This window comes from Parahoeflea alexandrii (genome assembly GCF_027214025.1).
Taxonomy (GTDB): Bacteria; Pseudomonadota; Alphaproteobacteria; order Rhizobiales; family Rhizobiaceae; genus Hoeflea; species Hoeflea alexandrii_A.
On the sequence record NZ_JAPWHB010000001.1, the window covers coordinates 70841 to 84418 of the forward strand.

General features: G+C 62.4%; 12 protein-coding genes. 5 read left to right on the top strand and 7 right to left on the bottom strand.

Annotated features, from left to right (window positions below):
• The first annotated feature begins 10 nt into the window (after positions 1-10).
• The 3 genes from O4H62_RS00370 to O4H62_RS00380 all read left to right on the top strand — a co-directional run bounded on the left by O4H62_RS00370 (position 11) and on the right by O4H62_RS00380 (position 3939).
• Positions 11-1495: an aspartate aminotransferase family protein gene (locus O4H62_RS00370; RefSeq protein WP_430538353.1), complete on the top strand. Its 1485-nt coding sequence runs from the start codon at positions 11-13 to the stop codon at positions 1493-1495.
• Positions 1496-1811: 316 nt separating this feature from the next.
• The gene (locus tag O4H62_RS00375; protein WP_269385062.1) at positions 1812-2879 is read left to right on the top strand and encodes a hypothetical protein; all 1068 of its coding nucleotides are present in this window, start codon (positions 1812-1814) and stop codon (positions 2877-2879) included.
• Positions 2880-2895: 16 nt separating this feature from the next.
• A complete protein-coding gene (locus O4H62_RS00380; protein WP_269385063.1) occupies positions 2896-3939 on the top strand; it encodes a TAXI family TRAP transporter solute-binding subunit in 1044 nt (347 codons plus the stop codon).
• Between the two features lie 101 nt (positions 3940-4040).
• On the opposite strand, the gene glnA is transcribed toward O4H62_RS00380, so the two are convergent.
• The 3 genes from glnA to O4H62_RS00395 all read right to left on the bottom strand — a co-directional run bounded on the left by glnA (position 4041) and on the right by O4H62_RS00395 (position 6178).
• Positions 4041-5450 (bottom strand): type I glutamate--ammonia ligase, encoded by a 1410-nt coding sequence (glnA, locus tag O4H62_RS00385; RefSeq protein ID WP_269385065.1) that lies wholly within the window; start codon positions 5448-5450, stop codon positions 4041-4043.
• Positions 5451-5510: 60 nt separating this feature from the next.
• Complete coding sequence (locus O4H62_RS00390; protein WP_269385067.1) at positions 5511-5849, bottom strand: P-II family nitrogen regulator; 339 nt, start codon at positions 5847-5849, stop codon at positions 5511-5513.
• Between the two features lie 71 nt (positions 5850-5920).
• Complete coding sequence (locus O4H62_RS00395; RefSeq protein WP_269385069.1) at positions 5921-6178, bottom strand: hypothetical protein; 258 nt, start codon at positions 6176-6178, stop codon at positions 5921-5923.
• A gap of 53 nt (positions 6179-6231) precedes the next feature.
• On the opposite strand from O4H62_RS00395, the gene O4H62_RS00400 reads away from it, so the two are divergent.
• Positions 6232-7695 (top strand): NAD(P)H-hydrate dehydratase, encoded by a 1464-nt coding sequence (locus tag O4H62_RS00400; protein ID WP_269385071.1) that lies wholly within the window; start codon positions 6232-6234, stop codon positions 7693-7695.
• Positions 7696-7723: 28 nt separating this feature from the next.
• Here the strand turns inward: O4H62_RS00400 and O4H62_RS00405 are convergent, their stop codons facing one another.
• A complete protein-coding gene (locus tag O4H62_RS00405; RefSeq protein ID WP_269385073.1) occupies positions 7724-9376 on the bottom strand; it encodes a Na/Pi cotransporter family protein in 1653 nt (550 codons plus the stop codon).
• Between the two features lie 180 nt (positions 9377-9556).
• Positions 9557-10378, bottom strand: coding sequence for an AraC family transcriptional regulator (locus O4H62_RS00410; protein ID WP_269385075.1), 822 nt, complete (start codon positions 10376-10378; stop codon positions 9557-9559).
• Between the two features lie 216 nt (positions 10379-10594).
• On the opposite strand from O4H62_RS00410, the gene O4H62_RS00415 reads away from it, so the two are divergent.
• Entirely contained in the window at positions 10595-11803 is a 1209-nt protein-coding gene (locus O4H62_RS00415) for an MFS transporter (protein WP_269385077.1), read from the top strand.
• Between the two features lie 71 nt (positions 11804-11874).
• Here the strand turns inward: O4H62_RS00415 and O4H62_RS00420 are convergent, their stop codons facing one another.
• Both O4H62_RS00420 and O4H62_RS00425 read right to left on the bottom strand, forming a co-directional pair.
• Positions 11875-12645, bottom strand: a complete 771-nt coding sequence (locus O4H62_RS00420) for a glucose 1-dehydrogenase (RefSeq protein ID WP_269385078.1) — start codon at positions 12643-12645, stop codon at positions 11875-11877.
• A gap of 106 nt (positions 12646-12751) precedes the next feature.
• The gene (locus tag O4H62_RS00425) at positions 12752-13552 is read right to left on the bottom strand and encodes a DUF72 domain-containing protein (RefSeq protein WP_269385080.1); all 801 of its coding nucleotides are present in this window, start codon (positions 13550-13552) and stop codon (positions 12752-12754) included.
• Between the last annotated feature and the right edge of the window lie 26 nt (positions 13553-13578).

Here is a 13578-nt window from a genome sequence, read left to right on the forward strand (position 1 = left end):
AGCCCATACCATGCTTGATACACCTACCCGCGTCGCAGTCGACGCTCCGCCCTTGTCCGACGCCGGTCCAGTTGCCCAGGTCGCCGCACCCCGCGGCAAGCGTCCCGATTTGCTGACCGTTGCGGATGCAAAAGCGATGTCGGTCGCTGAAATGACCGAGCTGTTCAAGGATCACATCAATCCCGGCCAGCTGCATTTCATGAAGCTTCTGGGCTTCCACAAGGTCAAGATCGAGACCGCTTCCGGGATGTACTACACCGACCAGACCGGCCGGAAGATCCTCGATTTCTTCGGTGGCTTCGGATCGCTGGCACTCGGCCACAATCATCCGCGCATCATCGCGGCGCGAAAGCAGTTCCAGGACGAAGACCGCCACGAGATCGCCATCGCCTTCATGAGCCAGTACGCCTCGGCGCTGGCCAAGAATCTGGCGGCGATCGCGCCGGGCGATCTCGACATGGTGTTCCTGGGCTCGTCCGGATCGGAAGCCATGGAGGCGGCGATCAAGGTGGCCGAGCGCGCTGCCGGGCCGAAGCGGCCGAAGATCGTCTATGCGCAGAACTCGTTTCACGGCAAGACCAAGGGCGTGCTGTCGCTGACCGATTCCGAGCTCTACCGCGGCGAATTCCAGCTGACCGGCAACACCGTGAAGGTGCCGTTCGGCGATATCGACGCCATCCGCAATGCCTTCGAGGCGGATCCGGAAATCGGCGTCATCGTGCTCGAGACGATCCAGGGTGGCGGTGGCATCATCGAGGCGCCGGTCGAGTTCTGGCAGGAGTTGCGCGCGCTTTGCGACAAGCACGGCGTGCTGTGGATCGCCGATGAAGTCCAGTGCGGCATGGGCCGGTCCGGACACTTCTTCGCCTTCGAGAAGGCAGGCGTCGTTCCGGATGTGACGGCGCTGGCGAAATCGCTCGGCGGCGGCAAGACCGCGATGGCGGCGATGATCGCCTCGCGCAAGGTCTACATGAAGGCCTACGGCACACCGAAGACCGCGATGATCCACGCCCAGGCCACCTTTGGCGGCATCGGCGAGGCCTGTGTCACGGCGATCGAAGGTCTCAATGTCATGTATGACGAGGATCTGATCGGCAATGCCGAGCGGGTCGGCTCCTACCTGATCGAACGCCTGAACGGGCTCAAGGACAAGTACCCGCAGATCATCAAGGATGTGCGCGGCTCGGGCTTCATGGTCGGGCTCGAGTTCCAGGATTTCAGCCAGACCCTGCCGGCACTGCTCCGGCCGATGGTGGCGCTGCTTGACGACAAGCTCAAGGGCTCGCTATCGGGTTTTGTCGGGGCGGAACTCTTGCGCGATCACAATGTGCTGGTGGCGTTCACCGAATACAATCGCAACGTTATCCGGCTCGAGCCGCCGCTGATCTGCGGCCGCGAGCATGTCGACGAGTTCATCGCGGCTCTCGACGCGGTGCTTGGTCGGGGCATCGTGCGCATCGTGCGCGATTTCATCGGCAGCCAGACGAAGAAGTAAACACCGGTCCTCCAGACGGTGGTTTCAGCAGAAAGCCGGGGCGTGGCCAGACCACGCTCCGGTTTTTGCATGTTCCGTCCGCACAGTCGTGCCCGGCGGACTTGCGTGACCAGGATCGACCAACCAGATAGAAGCTCTAGGGTATTGCCGGGCACAAGGCGAAAAAAACGGCTTGCTTGCGCAGCTGCCTGATTGCCGGTACCCCTTCGGTGGTCCTTCGGAACATCGGCGATCCTGGGGAAGGGGCGCCCGGTCAACGATCGGGATCCTTGATCATGACCGGCAAGACCGGCGGCAAGACAGGAGAGGCGACACATTGGCCAGCCAATGGGGCAGGGACTCGAGTTTCCAATCAGGCAGCAAGCGCGGTGGCGGTGTGGCGGGTGCCGTTGCCGTCGTCCTGGCGCTCGCGCTCGGTGCGGCCGGTGGCTACGCTGCCGCGTATTTCAGCCAGCCGGACAACAGCGTCGCGCTGGACGACGCACGCGCGAAAGCGGCCGAACTGGACAGGGAGCTGCTCGCTGCACAGCAGGATCTGGCCGATGCCCGCGCCAGCCAGGCATCAAGCGCGGCTCAGGTCGATCAACTCAAGGCAGACATTGTCCGGATGGCCGCTGACCTTGATGCAATGGCAGAAAAGCTTGCGGCGAGCAGCGCCCCCGGCACGGCCCGGGAAGACGAGACCAATGCCGCTGTCCAGGCCATAAGTGCCGAACGCGACCGGCTGGCGGCGGAAAGCCGGAGCCTCAGATCGGAACTGGCGGCGTTAGAAGGTGAACGGGATGCCTTGGGCAAGAGCGCAAACGCCGAGCGGGCGCGTCTTGAGGCCGAACTTGCCCGGCTCCAGGATGAGATCCTGCCGCAACTGAAAGCGGATCGGGATCGTCTGCAGCAAAAAGTCACAATGATGCTCACCGATCAGGCGACCCTGAAGACACGGATCAAGCAGGCATCCGATGCGCAGGCTTCGGATGCGGGCGTGATTGCGGATCTTGAACGGCGGCTCGCCGACACAGAGGGCGAACTGAAAGCCACGCAGACGGCGTTGGCCGCGCTGGAACGCGCCGCTTCGAGGTCCGCAGAGGACAAGGATCCGGCTGCGGCAGCCGATAGAGGCGCGGGCGAAGCAGAGGCCCAGGCAGGAAAAGAAGCGCAGTCGGAACAAGAGACAGGACCGGCGGCAATTCCGCGCGATCCCGATTCGGTGGCGGCAGCCTTGCGTTCGGCGCCGGGTCTTGAAACATTATCCGAACAGGACCGGCGGAGCCTGGCTGACCTGCTGGTCAGCGGCGAATGCGTAACGACGGCGCTTGAATCCATCTTCGAGCGGGTGCCGATCCTGACCCTGCGCAACCTGATCCGCGATCTGAACAGCGGTTGCTGATACGAGGAGAACGTCTTTGAGATCCAATGGCATCATTTTTCGCGGTCTGGTGGCGGCGGCGGGCGCTTTGCTGCTGGCCACCGGTTCGGGCCTGGCGGCGGAGTTCGAACGCAACATCATGACCGGCGGGCCGACCGGCACCTATATCCGCATCGGCCAGGACATGGCAGCACTTGGCGCCGAATGCGGCCTGACACTGAACGTGGTGGAGAGCGCCGGGTCGCTCGAAAATTTCGTCGGCGTGCGCAAGCGGCGCAACACCCAGTTCGGCATCGTCCAGAGCGACGTGCTGGAATATCTCAAGACATTCGAGGCCAATGACGCTGAAATCCAGGATGCGGTGCGCGGCGTGCGGATCATGTTCCCGTTGTATAACGAGGAAGTGCATGTGCTGGCACGCGCTGGTGTTGCCGGGATCAGGGATCTGGAAGGCAAGAAGGTTGCAGTCGGCGTCAAGGACAGCGGCACCTTCCTTACCGCCTCGCTGATCCTCGATATCCTGCAGGTCAAGGCCGCCGAGCGGCTGCCGCTCAATCCGGACCAGGCTCTGCCGAAGCTTCAGGCAGGCGAGATCGATGCGTTCTTCTACGTCGCGGGCGCTCCCGCCTCGCTGTTTGCCAAGGCCGATATCGACCCGGAGAAATTCCACCTGCTGCCGATCACCGAAGCGCCGCTGCTTGCCACGTATACGAAGACCAGCATTCCGGGCGGGACCTACAGTTTTCAGCAAGACCCTGTCGACCTCGTCGCGGTCAAGGCGGTGCTGATGACCTATGACTACGATCCGAAGAAGAATGCCTATCATCGCGAGAGCTGTACCGCGGTTTCGGATTTTTCCAGCCTGGTGCTCAACGGCATGGACAAATTGCGCGAGACGGGCCATCCGAAATGGAAATCGGTCGATCTGACGGCGCTTCCGCCGGGCTGGCAGGTGGGGTCCTGCGTCAAGGCGGGCATGGCGCTGGAATACGTGCCGGCGTGCACCGAGGCGGTGCAGGCCGCACCAGCCGACAGCAACGAGGAATATCTCAATTTGTTAAAGCAGCGCCTGAAGAACTGATTATAAATATCAGGCAGTGCTAATTAAAAAGCCGGCGAAACCAATTCGGTTCCGCCGGCTTGTTTATGCCGGGCCGCACCAGGCGGCCCGGTCATGGTCCATCAGACCGAGTAGTACATGTCGAACTCGACCGGATGCGGGGTCATTTCGAAGCGCATGACTTCCGCCATCTTCAGCTCGATGAAGCTGTCGATCTGGTCGTCGTCGAAGACGCCGCCGGCGGTGAGGAACTTGCGATCCTTGTCGAGGCTTTCGAGCGCTTCGCGCAGCGAGCCGGCGACGGTCGGGATCTTCTTGAGTTCCTTGGCAGGAAGATCGTAGAGGTCCTTGTCCATGGCCTTGCCGGGATGGATCTTGTTCTTGATGCCGTCGATGCCGGCCATCAGCATGGCTGCGAAGCACAGGTACGGGTTGGCGGTCGGATCGCCGAAGCGGACCTCAACGCGCTTGGACTTCGGCGAGGAGCCGAACGGGATACGGCAGGAGGCCGAGCGGTTGCGGGCCGAGTAGGCCAGCAGAACCGGGGCTTCATAGCCCGGAACCAGACGCTTGTAGGAGTTGGTCGACGGGTTCGAGAAGGCGTTGATGGCCTTGGCGTGCTTGATGATGCCGCCGATGTAGAACAGGCAGTTCTCGGACAGGCCTGCATATTCGTCGCCGGCGAAGGTCGGCTTGCCGCCCTTCCAGATCGACTGGTGCACGTGCATGCCCGAGCCGTTGTCGCCAAACACCGGCTTCGGCATGAAGGTCGCGGTCTTGCCGTAAGCGTGGGCAACCTGATGGACGCCGTACTTGTAGATCTGGGTCTTGTCGGCCATGCGTGTCAGGGTGTCGAACACCATGCACAGTTCGTGCTGGGCGGACGCCACCTCGTGGTGATGCTTTTCAACGACCAGGCCCATTTCGGCGAGAACGGTGAGCATTTCGGAGCGCATGTCCTGGCAGCTGTCGACCGGCGGGACCGGGAAGTAGCCGCCCTTGACGCGCGGACGGTGGCCCATGTTGCCGGTTTCATAGTCGGTGTCGTCGTTGGTCGGCAGTTCGGACGAATCGAGCTTGAAGCCGGTGTTGTAAGGGTCGGCCTTGTACTTGACGTCGTCGAAAATGAAGAACTCGGGCTCGGGACCGATATAGACGGTGTCGCCGAGGCCGGACGCCTGCAGATAGGCTTCGGCCTTCTTGGCGGTGGTGCGCGGGTCACGGTTATAGGCTTCGCCGGTGATCGGATCGAGAATGTCGCAGAAGATCACCATGGTCGACTGGGCGAAGAACGGGTCCATGTGGCTGGTCGCCGTGTCCGGCATCAGGACCATGTCGGATTCATTGATGGCTTTCCAGCCCTGGATCGAGGAGCCGTCGAACATGACGCCATCGGCGAACAGGTCTTCATCGACGCAGGAGACGTCCATGGTCACGTGCTGCATCTTGCCCTTCGGGTCGGTGAAGCGCAGATCAACAAACTTGACGTCGTTGTCCTTGATTTGCTTGAGGATTTCAGTGGCAGTCGTCATGTTCGATATTCCCTGTTAGTAAATGACGATGGGTGCGCGGCAGCCCGCCGCACACAGTGGTCAGATGGCGTCGTTGCCGGTTTCACCGGTACGGATGCGGATGACTTCCTCGACGTTCGAAACGAAGATCTTGCCGTCGCCGATGCGCCCGGTCTGGGCCGCGTTGCGAATGGCTTCTATCGCTGCTTCGGCCGTTTCGTCCGCCAGGACGATTTCGACTTTCACCTTCGGGAGAAAATCAACGACATATTCCGCGCCGCGATAGAGTTCGGTGTGGCCCTTCTGGCGACCGAAACCCTTGGCCTCGGTGACAGTAATACCCTGCAGGCCGACTTCCTGAAGGGCTTCCTTCACTTCATCAAGCTTGAACGGCTTGATGATCGCTTCGATCTTTTTCATGAGAACCAATTCTCCGCTCTGTCCTGTGAAAGCAGGCAGCTAGACTGACGCCATGTACCCACTCGCGTGTATCAAAGCACACACCGTGCCACTTTGTGAAAAAATATCCCGATACCCGCGAAAATTTTCATTTCTCTGCCGGTTTCCTTGAGAAACGGCACCCGGATCGCGCCGATTTGCACGCGGGGCCCGATTTTTTGCACAAAATGCGGCAGATGCATATTATCGCTTGGACACGATGATGATTTTTTGTGCGCCACTATCTGCCCAATGCCTGAGCTTGATGCATAATATATGTGCAGTTCGGTGTTTTCCGCCGGTGTCGTCATCGTCCCGAGGTCGCCATCTTGACCGTTGCGCCGGGGCCATGCGACGAACGCTGATGGCGATAAACGACACATTGCTGGTTTCCCCCGCTGCGATGGGCAGGATCGACAGGGCTGCCGCTGACAGCGGCATCGACAGCTTCGGCCTGATGCAGGTGGCCGGCGGCCATGTTGCGGCTGTTTTCCTGGCCCATTTTCCCGGCGCCCGGCGCGCGGTGGTGCTGTGCGGGCCAGGCAACAATGGCGGCGACGGTCATGTCGCCGCCCGGCTGCTGGCGGCGAGTGGCGTGGATGTCATTCGCTTTGGCCCTGAGCCGAAACCCGGAGGGGACGCTGCAAAGGCGCGTGCCGGCTGTCCGGGCAAGCTGCAGCCGCTTGCGGACTGGCAACCGCGCGCCGGCGACGTGATTGTCGATGCATTGTTTGGCGCCGGTCTCGACCGGCCGGTCGACGCCGATGTCGCCTCGGTCATCGAGCGCGCGCGGCAGGCCGAGACGCCGGTGATCGCCGTCGACCTGCCGTCGGGGCTTTCGGGACGAACCGGCGTTCCGACGGGTGCCTGTTTTTCCGCCGACCATACGGTGACATTCGCTGCGCTGAAACCGGGGCATATTTTGATGCCGGGCAGGGCGCTGTGTGGCGAAATGCATCTGTGCGATATCGGAATCCCGGCACGGCTGATTGCCAGCGGGGAGACCGTCTGGCGAAATCATCCGGGTCTCTACAAGGCGCAGCTGCCGGCCGACGATCCGTCGCAGCACAAGTATGGCCGCGGTCATCTCGGCGTGTTTTCGGGACCGCTGATTGCCACCGGCGCCGCGCGCCTGGCGGCTATGGCCGGGCTCAAGACCGGCGCCGGCCTGGTGACGATAGCTTCAGCCCCGAGCGCGGTCATGCTGCAGGCCACCCACTTGACCGCGATCATGCAGCGCGCGATACGGGATGAGGCGGACCTGGCCGAGTGGCTTGCAGACAGGAGACTGTCGGCCTTTGTCATAGGTCCCGGGTTCGGGGATCTCGACAAGGCGCGTACCTACACGGAAAAACTGGCGCAGACCGGAAAGCCCGTGGTTCTCGACGCGGACGGGCTGACCGCCTTTGCGGCGGATGCGGGGCAGCTGGGCGGGCTGTTTGCGGGCGAGACGCGGCTGGTGATGACGCCGCATGAAGGCGAATTCCGCAGGCTGTTTGCCGATCTTGCCGAAGACGCCGCACTGTCCAAGATCGACCGCGCCTGCGCGGCAGCGCGCGCCTGCAATGCGGTGGTGGTCTACAAGGGGGCCGACACAGTGATCGCCGCGCCGGATGGCCGGGCGGCGGTCAACGCGGATGCGCCGGCCTGGCTTGCCACCGCCGGATCAGGCGACGTGCTGTCGGGGATCATCGGCGGGCTCCTGGCCCAGGGCATGCCGCCGTTCGAGGCCTCCTGCGCCGGCGTGGCGCTCCACGGCCAGGCGGGCACCCGCGCGGGCCGGGGAATGACGGCTGAAGATCTGTCCGCCTGCATCATCCCGTTCTGATGCGGCGCATCCGGGCGTTGCGGCCGGCCTACAAGAGCCGGCTCTTGCGCAGCATGCCGGCGCTGGCCAGTACCGGATAGGCGATTGATGCAAACAGCGAGTTGATCTCTTTCAGATCGCGCATGGTGTCGATGTGGATCGAGCTGCTGTCGTAGCTGTTGTCGTTGCCGTCGCGAAGCCTCTGCATGTGGCTTTCCTCGCTGTTGCGGACCATGGTGCGGACCACCTCCTTCTGGGCGACCAGCTGGCGGGCGTGATCGACGTCGCGATTTACGAAAAGGTTGAAGGCGAGGCGGGCGTTTCGCATCACTTCCTGGTGCAGATCCTTCAGCTCATGCCAGCCTTCCGCCGAGAAGGCGATGTGGCGGGCGTGCTTTTTGCGGACCCTGGTGACCATGTTCTGGGCTATGATGTCGGCGGCCTGTTCGAGCTTGATGGTGGCGCCCAGGAGATCCTGCAACTGTGCGGCCGATTTCTCGTCAAGCGCGCTCTGGGATATCTTGGCCAGATAGAACTTGATCTCGCGATGGGTCTCGTCGATTTCGTCGTCCAGCTTTTCAATCCGCACGATCTTCTGCTTGTCCGGCTTGTCCAGCACCTCGAAGATCCAGGTCAGCATCAGTTCGAACCGTTCGCAGACGGTCAGCACTTCCCTCGTAGCGTCGGCGATGGCCTGTTGCGGATTGGACAGATGTTCGGCCTTGAGCGCCGACATGCGTTTTTCAGTGGTTGCCTCGTCGATCTGCGTGACCGGGGTCAACCATGCCGTCAGCAGACGACCGACGATGCTGCAGAACGGCAGTCCGAAGATCACCACCGCCAGATTGATGGCGAGGTGGACGAGCACCACCGCATCGCCGGGGTGGGCGGAAAAGAGGCCGCTTTCGAGTTCGAATGTCAGTTGCGCGGAAAGGGCCAGCAATGTCCCCAATCCGCGAATGGCGACATTGCCGAGCGGCACGATCCGGGCATCGACGCGCTCGCCGCGGGTCAGGACCGCCCCGATGATAGCGGCGCCGAAATTGATGCCAAGGACCAGCGGAATGATCAGCACCGGGGGAATCAACGCCCGGTCGGCCAGCGATGCCAGCAGCAGCACGGCGGCGACACTGGAATGAAACGCCCAGGCAAGCACTGCGGCAAGGACAAAGGCGGTGATCCAGTCGCGCGAGAGGTAGTTGATGATGACCGGCAGGATCTGGCTGGTCTTGAGCGGGATGGAGGCTTCGCCGATCAGCCGAAGTGACAGCAGCAGCAGCCCGAGCCCGAAGAGAATGCGGCCAATCTGCCGCCACTGACGGGATTCGCTAGCCCGGAAAGCGAAGGTTCCGGCGAGAAGCAGAACCGGGATCAGCAGCGAAAGATCCTGGCGCAGGATGCGGACCACAAGTGCCGAGCCGAGGTCCGCTCCGAGCAATGTGGCGATGCCGATGGCCGTCGACACGTAACCGCTGGCGACGAAGCCCGCGACGATCAGGGCAACGGCGGTGGCGCTTTGCAGGGCGATGGCGAAGAAAAAACCGGCTATGGCGGCGGTGACCCGGTTGCCGATCGCCATCCGCAACCTTTCGCGAAGCACGTTGCCGTAGGCCCGTTCTATGCCGGTGCGGACCATGCGGGTGGCCCAGAGCAGCAGCGCAACCGCGCCGGCAAGATTGATGAAAACGACCATTCCGGACATGAAACACCTGAAACTGTAATGGAACGGCAGACCCCTGGCGCGCCGGAAGATGCTTTCGGCAGCATAGTTTCCACGATCGCTGGGTCTGACGGGAATACGACTCAGACTATCGTATTTTCACAAATGTCACAATTTGCTTACCCATAGTTGTTTCTCCGCGTGAAAAACTCATTGAGTGTATCACTGGGTGCGCTGATTCTTGAAGTAAGTCTTTGGCGGCGCGCCCATTACCCGCGAAAACATGGTGGTGAAGGCCGGCATGCTGTCGTAGCCAAGATCCATGGCGACCGCCGTCACTGCTTCGCCGGCGCTCAGCCGCGGAAGTGCGGCCATGACGCAGGCCTGCTGGCGCCAGGCGGAGAGGCTGAGGCCGGTTTGCTGACGGAAGATTCGGGTGAACGTGCGCCGGCTCATGCCGGCCCGGCCGGCCCAGTCGTCGATCTCCAGACGGACCGAGGGTTGGGCGACAAAACTGTGGCAGAGTCCAGCGAGGCGGGCGCTGCGCGGCAACGGCAATCCTAGCGGTCTTTCGGGCAGGATCGGAATTTCATGCAGCAGCGCTTCCTGGATCAGCTGCGCCCGGGTGCCGGTGGCATCCGGCCCGATCCTCACCGTTTCGGCCAACAGGCTGCGCATCAGGCGGGTCATGCCGGTGACATGCAGGTGGGTGGGAAGGCCGGGAATGGCATCGGGCTTGACGTAAGCCGAGTGCATCTCGACCCTGCCGATGGTGTCGACCGCATGGCGGACACCCGCCGGGATCCACAAGGCGTGATCGGGCGGCACCATCCAGCGTCCGGCGGGAGTCTTGACGGTGACCACGCCGGTTATGGGGTGCAGCAGCTGCGATCTGCTGTGCTGATGTTCCAAGACGTGCTCATCGCGCTCGAAACGATGCGCGAAAGCCACCGCCGGCGTGTCGGATGCCTCGACCAAGGCTCGATTGCTGGCGCGCAGGCTGGCGATTTGCGAGGAAACCTGATTTTCCGATGATGACGTCATGTTTGGCCCGAATGCGTAAAAACTAGACCAAACCACGAAGGCGGGCTGCCGACAAGGCGTGTACCAATTGCAATGGAACTGCCTGGGGCAGTCAAAGCTGGTATGCCCGGTTGGACTTGTCCGGTTCAGCCCGGCCTGCCGTGTCGATATTTGGCGGTAGGCGCAATCCGGGGCGATACCCGGCTGGCCTGCGGCGAGTGATCTTGAGGACCTGTCATGCGTGTCATCCCTGAGAACCCCGGAGCCGGGACGATTACCCAGGCTGCGACGCCTGCCGCGTTTTCGGTGGTGGTGGCGCTGAGCATCTGTCATTTCCTCAACGACACGATGCAGTCGGTGCTGGCGGCGATCTATCCGATCCTGAAGATCAATTACGACCTGAGCTTTGCCCAGATCGGCCTGCTGACATTCGCCTTCCAGTTCACGGCCTCGCTGCTGCAGCCGGCGATCGGGGCATTCACCGACAAGCGGCCGATCGGTTATGCGCTGCCGGTCGGGACCGGATTCACGCTGCTGGGCCTGTTGCTGCTGTCGTCGGCAGGCTATTACGTGCTGCTGCTCCTGGCGGCGGCACTGGTCGGCTTGGGGTCGGCCGTCTTCCACCCGGAATCCTCCCGGATTGCCCGGCTGGCATCGGGCGGCAGGCACGGTACCGCACAGTCGGTTTTCCAGGTGGGTGGCAATATCGGCACCGCCAGCGGGCCGCTGCTGGCGGCCTTCATCATTGTCCCCAACGGCCAGGGCTCGGTCGCCTGGTTCGGCCTTGCGGCGCTGACCGGCATGATCATCCTGACCTGGGTCAGCCGTTGGTATGCCGCCTATCGCCGCGCGTCGGCCGGGCGGCCGGCACCGGACAAGACCCTGGCGCACAGCCGCCGCAGGGTCATCCTTGCGCTCGTGGTGCTGGCGCTGCTGGTGTTCACCAAGAACATCTATGTCGCCAGTTTCACCAGCTTCTATACCTTCTATGCGATCGAGCGGTTCGGTGTCGGGGTACAGGATGCGCAGCTGATGCTGTTTGTCTTCCTGGGCGCCATGGCGACCGGCACGCTGATCGGCGGGCCGATCGGTGACCGGATCGGCGCAAGGGCGGTGATCTGGGTGTCGATCCTGGGCGTGCTGCCGTTCACGCTGATGCTGCCTTATGCGGACCTGTTCTGGACCGCGGTGCTGACGGTGATCATCGGCATTGTGCTGGCCTCGGCGTTTCCGGCCATCGTCGTTTTCGCGCAGGAACTGGTGCCTGGCAGGGTGGGGCTGATTGCCGGGGTGTTCTTCGGCTTCGCCTTCGGCATGGGTGGCATCTCGGCGGCGGTGCTGGGGCAGGTGGCGGATGCGAAGGGGATCGTCTTCGTCTACCAGATCTGCTCGTTCCTGCCGTTTCTCGGGCTGCTGACGGTCTTCCTGCCGAAGCATACGCGTTAGACGCCGCCCGACTCCCCAGCCGGTTGACGGAGCCACGATGCTGTTTCGTGGCTCCGGGATTTCATGCAGCCTTACTGGGCAACATAACCGCCGTCGACCGGAACTATGGCGCCGAGCATGAACGATGCTTCGGGCGAAGACAGCCAGACGATGAGGTTCGCCACTTCCTCTGGCGTGCCGATGCGGCCGAGCGGATGCAGCGGATCCATCATCTGGCTGCTTGTCTGGGCGCCTGCCGTCGCCTGGGACGCAAGCGAATCGAGCATTCGCGTATCGATGCCGCCGGGGCAGACGGCGTTGACCCGGATTCCGGCCTTGCCGTATTCGAGCGCGGCATTCCTGGTCATTCCTATGACCGCGTGCTTGGAGGCGACATAGGGCGAAAGGCCCGGAAATCCGATCAGGCCCGCGACCGAGGCGAGATTAACGATGGTGCCGCCGCCAGCCTCGAGCATGTAACGGATTTCAGCCTGCAGGCACAGATAGGTGCCCTTGGCGTTGATCCGCATAATCGTATCGAAATTGGCTTCGGCCTGGTCAGCCAAGGGAGCGATGGCACCTTCGATCCCGGCATTGTTGACCGCGCAATCCAGCCGACCGTACTGGTCGACGGCTCCCGCCACCAGAGCCGCGACTTCCTCGGCGTTGGAGACATCGGCATGCTGGAACATCGCCTTTCCACCCGCCGAATGAATCATCGAAACGGTTTCTTCGCCGGCCCGAACATGGATATCCGACACCACGACATTGGCGCCCTCGGCGGCAAATTTCAGCGCCGTCGCGCGACCGATGCCCGCGCCGGATCCGGTTACAAGTGCAGTTTTTCCAGTCAACATTGCCATCTCGCTCTCCCGTGATTGCGAAGGTTACGGGGTCGACAATGGAGGCCACCGGATGGGATTGCGTTGATCGCCATCAAGCGGTTGAGAAAATTCTCGGGGCGCGGCGTCAGATCCGCTTCTGCAGGGCGATGGCGCCGGCCGGCGCATTGACCTTGCCGCCGGTGATGAAGAAGGCGAAAACGTCGCGCGGCTGCTTCTCGGCGGTCCGCTCAGGGGCGATCATCGACAGGTCGGATGGCGCATCGCCCGCAGCATAGGTCTTCAGCCGGCTTGCCCAGAGGTCGATATCTTCAGGCGGATAACAGGTCGCAATGTCGTCGCTGCCGCGCTGCAGCCGCACATAGACGAAATCCGAGGTGACATCGGCGATCATCGGATAGGTGTCATGATCGGCGCAAACCGCCGCCACATTGTGGCTCGCCAGCAGCTCGATGAATTCGGGCACGCAAAAACTCTCGTGCCGAGCTTCGACGACGTGGCGCAGTGCGATGCCGTCCTGCTCGGCCGGCAGCAGCGCGAGGAAGGCGGCGAAATCGTCGGGCTCGAACTTCTTGGTCGGCATGAACTGCCAGAGGATCGGCCCAAGCCGGTCACCGAGTTCGGTGATTCCCTGGGTCAGGAACTTGCTGATCGACGGTTCGGCTTCGGCCAGCACCTTGCGGTTGGTGCAGTAGCGGCTGGCCTTCAAAGAAAAGACAAAGCCATCCGGCACGTCGGCCGCCCATTTGGCGAATGTCGCGGGCTTCTGGCTGCCGTAATAGGTGCCGTTGACCTCGATTGCGTGGAGTTGCGAGCCCGCGTGGCGCAACTGCTTCGTCTTGGGCAGCTTGGGCGGATAGAAACTCTCGTTCCAGGGATCAAACACCCAGCCGCCGATGCCGGTGCGGATTGTGCCGGAAGTGGTCATTTGGTTGTCCTTGGCTTGCCTCGGTA

Coding starts and splice junctions, on each gene's coding strand:
- O4H62_RS00370 (WP_430538353.1), top strand. CDS start 11: ATGCTTGATACACCTACCCGCGTCGCAGTCGACGCTCCGCCCTTGTCC.
- glnA (WP_269385065.1), bottom strand. CDS start 5,450: ATGACGACTGCCACTGAAATCCTCAAGCAAATCAAGGACAACGACGTC.
- O4H62_RS00390 (WP_269385067.1), bottom strand. CDS start 5,849: ATGAAAAAGATCGAAGCGATCATCAAGCCGTTCAAGCTTGATGAAGTG.
- O4H62_RS00395 (WP_269385069.1), bottom strand. CDS start 6,178: ATGACGACACCGGCGGAAAACACCGAACTGCACATATATTATGCATCA.
- O4H62_RS00400 (WP_269385071.1), top strand. CDS start 6,232: ATGGCGATAAACGACACATTGCTGGTTTCCCCCGCTGCGATGGGCAGG.
- O4H62_RS00405 (WP_269385073.1), bottom strand. CDS start 9,376: ATGTCCGGAATGGTCGTTTTCATCAATCTTGCCGGCGCGGTTGCGCTG.
- O4H62_RS00410 (WP_269385075.1), bottom strand. CDS start 10,378: ATGACGTCATCATCGGAAAATCAGGTTTCCTCGCAAATCGCCAGCCTG.
- O4H62_RS00415 (WP_269385077.1), top strand. CDS start 10,595: ATGCGTGTCATCCCTGAGAACCCCGGAGCCGGGACGATTACCCAGGCT.
- O4H62_RS00420 (WP_269385078.1), bottom strand. CDS start 12,645: ATGGCAATGTTGACTGGAAAAACTGCACTTGTAACCGGATCCGGCGCG.
- O4H62_RS00425 (WP_269385080.1), bottom strand. CDS start 13,552: ATGACCACTTCCGGCACAATCCGCACCGGCATCGGCGGCTGGGTGTTT.